Here is a 9,059-nt window from a genome sequence, read left to right as displayed (position 1 = left end):
CTCAAATGGCTCAGGCTCAAATGGCTCAGAATCAAACGGTTCAGGTTCAAATGGCTCAAACTCAAATGGATCTGACTCAAATGGCTCAAGCTCAAATGGTTCTGACTCAAATGGCTCAAGCTCAAATGGTTCTGACTCAAATGGTTCCGGCTCAAATGGCTCAGAATCAAACGGTTCTGACTCAAATGGCTCAGGTTCAAATGGTTCAGGCTCAAATGGTTCTGAATCAAATGGCTCCGGATCAAACGGTTCTGACTCAAATGGTTCTGACTCAAATGGCTCAAGCTCAAATGGTTCTGACTCAAATGGCTCAGGCTCAAACGACTCTGACTCAAATGGTTCAGGCTCCAACGGCTCAGACTCCAATGGTTCCGGTTCAAACGGTTCAGAGTCAAATGGCTCCGGTTCAAATGGTTCAGACTCCAACGGTTCCGGTTCAAATGGCTCAGAATTAAACGGTTCCGGTTCAAATGGCTCAGGATCTAACGGTTCAGACTCCAACGGTTCAGACTCCAATGGCTCCGGCTCCAATGGTTCAGACTCCAATGGCTCAGGTTCAAACGGTTCCGACTCCAACGGCTCAGGCTCCAACGGCTCAGGCTCCAACGGCTCAGGCTCGAACGGTTCAGAATCTAACGGATCAGAATCAAATGGTTCTGACTCGAATGGCTCAGAGTCAAATAGCTCCGGCTCCAATGGCTCCGGCTCCAATGGCTCAGGCTCAAACGGTTCTGACTCAAATGGCTCCGGCTCAAATGGTTCCGGCTCAAACGGCTCAGAATCAAATGGCTCTGACTCCAACGGCTCCGGCTCAAATGGCTCAGAATCAAATGGCTCAGGCTCAAATGGTTCAGAATCAAATGGCTCCGGCAGCAACGGTTCAGACTCAAACGGTTCAGGTTCCAACGGATCGGGCTCAAATGGTTCAGAATCAAATGGCTCAGGTTCAAACGGTTCAGACTCAAACGGTTCAGGCTCAAATGCCTCCGGCTCGAACGGTTCCGGTTCCAATGGTTCAGAGTCAAACGGTTCCGGCTCAAACGGTTCAGGTTCCAATGGTTCAGAGTCAAACGGCTCCGGCTCGAACGGTTCCGGCTCAAATGGCTCCGGCTCCAACGGCTCAGACTCAAACGGTTCAGGTTCAAATGGCTCAGGTTCCAACGGTTCAGGTTCCAACGGCTCAGGCTCAAATGGTTCCGACAGCAACGGTTCCGATTCAAATGGCTCAGAATCAAACGGTTCAGAGTCAAATGGCTCAGGCTCGAACGGTTCAGAATCAAACGGTTCCGATTCAAATGGTTCCGGCTCCAACGGTTCAGAATCAAACGGCTCAGACTCAAATGGTTCTGACTCAAATGGCTCAGGCTCGAACGGCTCAGACTCCAACGGTTCCGGCTCGAACGGTTCAGGTTCAAATGGCTCTGACTCCAACGGATCAGGATCTAACGGATCAGAATCCGACGGTTCAGGCTCAAATGGCTCAGAATCAAACGGTTCAGACTCAAATGGCTCAGGCTCCAACGGTTCAGACTCAAATGGCTCCGGCTCAAATGGCTCAGACTCAAACGGTTCAGGCTCAAACGGCTCAGAGTCAAATGGCTCCGGCTCCAACGGTTCAGGCTCAAATGGCTCCAGCTCCAACGGCTCAGACTCCAACGGTTCAGGATCTAACGGCTCAGACTCAAACGGTTCAGAGTCAAATGGCTCCGGCTCAAATGGTTCCGGTTCCAACGGCTCCGGCTCAAACGGTTCAGGCTCAAATGGTTCGGACTCAAACGGTTCTGACTCCAATGGCTCAGAGTCAAATGGCTCCGGCAGCAACGGTTCAGGTTCAAATGATTCCGGCTCAAATGGTTCAGGATCTAACGGCTCCGGCTCCAACGGCTCTGATTCAAATGATTCCGGCTCAAATGGTTCAGGATCTAACGGCTCCGGCTCCAACGGTTCTGACTCAAATAGTTCAGACTCAAATGGATCAGACTCAAATGGCTCCGGCTCAAATGATTCAGGTTCAAACGGTTCAGGCTCAAATGGCTCCGGCAGCAACGGTTCCGGCTCGAACGGCTCAGACTCAAATGGTTCAGGCTCAAATGGCTCCGGCAGCAACGGTTCCGGCTCGAACGGCTCAGACTCCAACGGTTCAGACTCCAACGGTTCCGGCTCCAACGGCTCAGACTCAAATGGTTCAGGCTCCAACGGCTCCAGTTCCAACGGTTCCGGCTCAAATGGCTCCGGCAGCAACGGTTCAGGCTCGAACGGATCAGAATCCAACGGCTCAGACTCAAATGGTTCCGGCTCCAATAGCTCCGGCTCCAACGGTTCAGGCAGCAACGGTTCAGGCTCAAATGGCTCCGGCTCAAATGGTTCAGGATCTAACGGATCTGACTCCAATGGCTCCGGCAGCAACGGTTCAGGCAGCAACGGTTCTGACTCCAATGGTTCTGACTCCAATGGCTCAGGTTCGAACGGTTCAGGTTCAAATGGCTCAGAGTCAAATGGCTCCGGCTCCAACGGCTCAGGATCTAACGGATCTGACTCCAATGGCTCCGGCTCCAACGGTTCCGATTCAAATGGCTCCGGCTCCAATGGTTCAGGATCAAACGGTTCCGACTCCAATGGTTCAGGCTCGAACGGTTCAGACTCAAATGGCACAGGTTCCAATGGCTCCGGCTCGAACGGCTCTGACTCCAACGGCTCAGGATCTAACGGATCAGGCTCAAATAGTTCAGAATCAAACGGCTCCGACTCAAATGACTCAGGCTCAAATGGTTCCGGCTCCAACGGTTCTGATTCAAATGGTTCAGGCTCAAATGGCTCCGGCTCCAACGGTTCTGATTCAAATGGTTCAGGCTCAAATGGCTCGGGCTCAAATGGTTCGGACTCAAACGGTTCAGGTTCCAACGGTTCCGGCTCAAATGGCTCCGGCTCAAACAGTTCAGGTTCGAACGGCTCGGGCTCAAATGGCTCGGGCTCAAATGGCTCTAGTTCAAACGGTTCCGAAACTGGTACAGGAACATCTGCAGAAACTGCTGGAGTTGATCTGACTAAGGCTGCTGACAGAAAGCTGGCACATAATGCCTATTTCTACAATAAGGAAGGTAAACGTGCTAACTTGTTAATAGCTAAGAAGGGTTCAATCCTGACAACCTACGGCATTCGGACGATTGGTAATCGTGAATTTTATGAACTCAAGAACGGTTTGTTTGTCGCAGTAAATAACTTTAGAGTTAAAAAACGTACATTAAAGAAGAATGCATTTGTATATAAAAAGGATGGCAAACGAATTGGGAGCGCAGTACTGAGAAAGAACAGTAAGATTGGTACTTACGGCGATCCAGTAATAATTCGTGGCAAATCCTACTTCATCATTGATAATAACCGCTATGTGAAGGCAGCAAACTTCGGTCTAGTAAAACTGGAAGCAAATAATGTACCTGCAGCAGGAGTAACAGCTAATGCTGTTTTAGGTCACGATGCATACATTTATAACGGTGAAGGTCAACGGATTAATAAGTTGGTCATAAAAGCTGATTCCGAAATCACAACGGGTGAGACTAAGACTATTAATGGTCGTCAGTTCATCCAAATTGACAAAGATGAGTATGTTGACAGTAGTAACGTAACTGGTAAAGCTCGTGTATTAACAACCAAAGCTTACGTATACAGCCAATACGGTAATCGAATTGGTAAGATTGCCAAAACTGCAGGTGAGACTGTTCAAACCTACGGTGCAATTGTCGCTATTAACGGCAAGGCATACTACTCAATCGGTAACAAGCAATTTATTAAGCAAACTGCATTTGAATAAAGCTAAACTAGTTATTTAGAACACAGTAGCTATTTAGTTAAAGCAAAGAAGCTCTTATCTAATTTAAGATAAGAGCTTCTTTTTTTTGCTTAATTAACGTTATTTTATGTTTTGTATTAGACAAAAACTATATTTATTAGTGTTTGGTAACAAAAATGAATTTATAAGTGTAAATCATATATATTTATCAAAAACAAAAAATATCATCACTAGTTATATTTAAAAAACATTTTATTAATATATATATTTAATTAATAAATAAATATATAAAAAATAAATTATAATTAGTGTTATTTATTTTTATCTATCATTTGCGGATAACAGCATAAAAAGCTGATAAATAGCCGTTTATGTCTGAAATTATCATAAAAAAAGCAAGTACATCATGAAAAATATGTAATTATGCTTGCTGGATTTAGCGTTATATTAGCATTTTTATGTTTGAATATAAAAATAATATAAAAACATCTTTATATTTATAAATAAAAATGTTACGATTTATCCTGTATACATAGAGTATAAAGTAAATTAATAATGTAACGTTTGAGAGGACATCAATGAAAAAATTCAATAAATCCAATCCAACTGAAGAAGTCAAAAATACCAATTATAGAATGCATAAGGGTAAGAAGGGCTGGTTAGTCAGTTACTCACTCTTATCATTCGTATTGGGTGGAGTCTACATGAATAATGTGGCATCAACTCCTGTTAAGGCTGCTGAAGTTGAAGCCCAAAGTGATGCGAAAACGCCAGACAAGGATGCTCAGAAGGAAGTCGATGAGCAATCATTATCTGCTGCTAAGCAGAATGCGATTACTACTTTAGATAACAAAGCTAATAGTGTAAAAGCAAAAATTAATAGTGATCAGAAGCTATCCGCAGATGACAAAGCTGCACAAATCGCAACTGTTGATAGCTTGGTTAGTGCTGCCAAAACTAAGTCTAGTGAAGCTACTGATTTAGTAGGTGTTAAAGAAACTTTAGATAATGCCGTTGCTGCTATTGAAGCTAGCTATCAAAGCAAAACTGTTACTGCAAACAGTAATTCTATAACCAAGCCACTTAAGGCAAAGGCTGAAAAAGCACCTAAAGTGAACAAGGCTCAAAAGCCAGTTGCTAAAAAAGTAACTGTATCAACTTTCAATGGACTTAGTTCATTCTTTAAGACAGCAGATGACGCAAATACTAATTCTGTTAGTTCATCAGCTAAAAATACTAGTGAAAAAACCACTTCGCTAGTTGCTTCTGATTCAGTTGCAAATACCGAATCAGCTAAATTAGCTGGTGTGGCTACCAGAGAAGATGAACCAGCAACTGATACAAGTGAAGCATCTGTTGCTGGCGATAAAGATGAAGGGCGTCCCGCTTTTAATGATCTTCTAGGTCAAGCAAGTGGTAAGACCGAAACTTCTGTAAATGTTCCTGTGCCAACCCAAGTAACTAATCCAGACAAGTCAAGCTCTGTTGATGTTGCAACGCTTGCACAATTAGCTGCAGCTTGGAATAACGCAGCTGTTACTTACATAAACATTACTAGTGATATTACTTACGATGCTAGTGTGGTTCTTGATGCTCGTACTGCCGGTTCAAGTGTTGTAATTAATGGTAACGGACATACAGTTGACTTAGGTAATAAGTTTTTCCGTTATGCATCAACTGCTACCTCGCCTATTACCTACTTTACGTTGATTAATACTAATTATAAGCAAGGATTTACTGGAACAGATGGGACAAATAAAGCTCTTCTCTATATGGGTGGAGCTACTGGTGGTAATCATTTAGCTATTAATGTTGATAATATTACTCTCAGTACGTCTAATGCTTTAGGAGCAGGCTATCACGCAATTCGTGGTTTTGTTGCAAGAGGCTCGAGAATAACATTTTCAGGTGCAAACAGATTTACGATTGCTAATGAGATTTATCAAGGAGCATCCGTATATATTGCTAACGACAGTTCAGTAATCATGGAAAGAACTCCTGGTGCAATATCAGATGATGATGATCCAGATGATCCGCCTGTTCCAGTGGATCCAGCAGATCCAACTAGTGCATCTACTAATGGAGAATTCAGTTTTAAATCTAAGGCTGCTAAAGGTTCAGTAGGTGAAGGTAACCTATTCGTAATGGGTGATCGGTCGTCCAATCGGGCTGCAACGCTTGAAGGCAAGCCAGCTAATTACCCGGCTATAACTGGTTATGTTAATGGAATCAAAGTCGGAGATGATGTTTATTGGATGCAAGATGGTTTCCAAAGTTTCTTCGCTGGTAATACATCTGATGCCGCGGCACAATATGTTTTTGGTCAAAACTTTAAATTAGATATACCAAAAGCTACTAGAGGTGCAATTCGGTTGAGGGGAACCCAATCGATGGTTTTCAATGCCGGAACTGAGATGGACATTAACCAAAATATTGCTTCTACGCCAATTATTAATCTTCTCGGCAAATCCACTTTGACTTTCATTTCACCAAAACAATTACATTTGGCGATTGGTACGGAAACCACAGCTGGTGCTACTAGACAGGGGATTGTTAGTGGAGCTGGTACTTTTAGGATTAATAACTCAAGTATTAGAACTTGGGATGGCTTGAATACATCCACTAGTATGCCAGCCGGTCAATATTCTGGTAAGTTTACCAACATGACTGTCACAAATAAAAAAGTGTCAGTTGCAGCAACGCCTGGTAGTGTGATTGATCCCAAAATCATGACTACAACCACCCGTGAACTACAAACAGATGCAATTACACCTGGTAAGGTTAAGATTCAATATATTGATCAATCAGGTAAGCAAGTAGGGCAAGATTACGAATTACCATTTGGCAGCAAGGATACGCCATATGAAGATGCTTATATTGGTAAACAAATTCCATTAGTTAGTCAAGATATTGTTGATCATATTCCAGCTGGTTACATGTGGGCCCTAGGCAAGCAAATTTATGCTGGTGCTAAGACCGATAAGCAAAGCGGTGGTGCAGGTTTAGCTGATAAAGGTGACGCTGATGGTCAGGCAAACTTGGCTTATATCCCAATGGACACTGGTTCATACACTTACAAGGTTTATGTTTACGGTGCTAAACAAAACGTAACCTATAAATATGTAGATGTAAATCATCCGGAGAAGGCTTTAGTACCAAAGAATGTAGAGGGAACAGAAGCAGATAACGGCTTAGCTACCGCAAACTACGGTAATACGATTGACTGGACAAACAAGTACTATACAGAAACTAATGTGCCAGTAGGTTACCACTACAAGACTGATGCAGCTAACCAACCCGCAACAACGTTAGTTTCAGAAACTAATCCAACAGTCGTACTGTATGTTGAGGGTGACGAACAAGAAATTGTTCCAACTTATCTTGATGAAAATAGTGCTGCCTTAACTCCAGCAAATCCAGTAGTAATTAAGGGTAGAACTGGAGATACAATCACAATTCCAGAAGGACCTGAAATACCAAACAAAGCGCTCGCAACGGTTACTTTAAACGGGATTCCAGTATCAGTAGGATCAACCTTTGAGATGCCAAGTCAAAAGGACTTACCAGCAGAGCAAAAGTATACTTTGGTTTACAAATACACAGATTTGTCTACTCTAAGAGGTGATGCAATTACAGCTATCAATAATGAATTAGCGAGAGTTAAAAATATAGTAATTGCTAATGATCAATTTCTAAGTGAAGCCAAAAAGAAAGAGCAAAATGCAGAGGCAGACAATCGTGCAACAGCAGCAATTGCTGCAATTAATAGTGCAACTACTGTCAGCGCTATAAACAAGATAGTTGATGACGCTGTGAACAATAAAGAGTCAGCAACTAATATTGAGGGCGCACATGTACCAGGATCACTTGAAGGCTTCAAACAAAGCTATAAGGATTTGCTTGATCAAGCAGTTTCAAGCGTAAAAGATGATATCGCTAAAGATACTACGTTAAATAGCACACTGAGAGCTAAGCAAAGTAAAGCGGCAGAAGATGCTGGAGAAAATGCTAAGGCGGCAATTGATCAAAAAGCAGTAGATACTGCTGATAAAGTAATTGATGCATATAACAAAGGCGTAAAGAACATTGAAGCAGCTCACACGTCAGTTAACTTGGCAGATGCAAAACTGAAAGCTAAGGGAAGAATAGATCAGACGGTTAAAGACACTCAGACTATTATTGACAGTGATAGTAATTTAAGTGATTCAAGAAAGACAGAGCAAAAGGCAAATGCAGCAGCGGCTGGAGAAGACGCTAAGAATAACATTGATTTAGCTACAACTGGTGACGAACTAGAAAAAGCTCTACATGATGGCTTGGAAGCAGTTGCAGCGGCTCATGTAATACTTGGACTAGATGAAATAAAGAGCGATGCTAAAGGTGAAATTGATGACGCAGTAGCAGCCACTAAGGATAAAATTAATCAGGATTCAGCATTAACAACTACTGACAAAGCTACCCAGATAGCAAACGCTGAAGCAGCAGGTGCTGCTGCTAAGGACAAGATCACTGCCGCAACAACTGGAGAAGAAGTAGCTCAAGCTTTAGCAGCTGGTAAAAAAGATGTTGAAAATGCATATATATCAGGTAATATTTCTGATGCCAAGCTGAAAGCTAATGGCGAGATTGATGATAAAGTAGCAGCTACAAAAGCTAAGATAAATGCAGATAAGCGTCTACCAGCTGCCAAGAAAGCAGCGCAAATAGCAGACGCTGAAAACAGAGGTGCAGCAGCTAAGAGCAAGATTAAGGCTGCAACAACTGGTGATGCAGTAGCTCAAGCTTTAGCAGCTGGTAAAACTGATGTTGAAAATGCATATGTTGAAGGTACAGTGGATGATGCAAAGCAGACCGCTAAAGAAGAAATTGATACTGCAGTAACTGATTGCAAGAACTTGATTTCAAGTGATAAAGACTTAGATTCAGGTTCCAAGACTACCCAAACTGCAGCAGCAGTAGCAGCAGGAACGGCAGCTAAGAACAACATCGATAGTGCTACAAGCTTTGAAGAAGTGGACAAGGCCCTTGAAGATGGTAAAGCAGCAATAGCAGCGGCATATCAGCCAGGAAATCTTGATAATGCAAAAGCTACTGCTAAGGGCGATATTGATGATGCAGTGGCAAGAGTCCAAGGTCAAATTGACGCTGATCCATACTTAAGTACAGCTAAAAAAGAAGAACAAAAGGATCGTGCAAAGAGTTTGGGTGAAACTGTCAAGAGTAATATTGATAGTGCAACTAGTGGTGATGGTATAGCTCAAGCACTTAGCAT

At 42.9% G+C, this 9,059-nt stretch carries 2 protein-coding genes; both read left to right on the top strand.

From position 1 onward, the window contains the following. Positions 1–3,808, top strand: a 3,808-nt coding sequence (locus H3T48_RS00010) for an SLAP domain-containing protein (RefSeq protein WP_198187610.1), incomplete at its 5' end; no start/stop codon positions are given. 557 nt (positions 3,809–4,365) lie between these two features. Continuing rightward, positions 4,366–9,059: DUF1542 domain-containing protein (locus H3T48_RS00005; RefSeq protein WP_198187608.1), on the top strand; the 4,694-nt coding region annotated here is incomplete at its 3' end.

The sequence above is a fragment of the Lactobacillus sp. M0403 genome, from assembly GCF_016101265.1.
Taxonomy (GTDB): domain Bacteria; phylum Bacillota; class Bacilli; order Lactobacillales; family Lactobacillaceae; genus Lactobacillus; species Lactobacillus apis.
Note: the sequence above shows the minus strand (reverse complement) of the source record. Positions and strands in the feature narration are given on the sequence as shown.